General features: G+C 61.5%; 1 pseudogene. It reads left to right on the top strand.

The annotated features are described in order from the left end of the window. Positions 1–467 (top strand): annotated as a pseudogene (locus A3730_RS08350) (class I tRNA ligase family protein); the annotation flags it as partial.

Genomic DNA, 467 nt, shown 5'->3' with positions numbered 1-467 from the left:
TCTCCAACGCCGTGCGCGAAGTCTTTGTGCGCCTGCACAAGGAAGGCCTGATCTACCGCGGCAAGCGGCTGGTCAACTGGGATCCTGCCCTGCACACCGCCATCTCCGACCTGGAAGTGGAGAACGTGGAAGAACAGGGCCACATGTGGCACTTCCGCTATCCGCTGTCTGATGGCTCCGGCCACCTGGTGGTCGCCACCACCCGCCCGGAGACCATGCTCGGCGATACCGCCGTGGCCGTGCACCCGGAAGACCCGCGCTACAAGGACATGATCGGCAAGACCATTCGCCTGCCACTGGCTGATCGCGACATCCCCCATCATCGCCGACGATTACGTGGACCCGGACTTCGGCTCAGGCTGTGTGAAGATCACCCCGGCCCATGACTTCAACGACTATGAAGTGGGCAAGCGTCACGACCTGCCGATGATCAACATCTTGACCATTGATGCAGCGCTGAATGACGA

The organism is Alcanivorax sp. HI0044 (assembly GCF_001634945.1).
The sequence above is the reverse complement of the archived record's forward strand: the minus strand, read 5'-3'. Positions and strand labels throughout refer to the sequence as shown.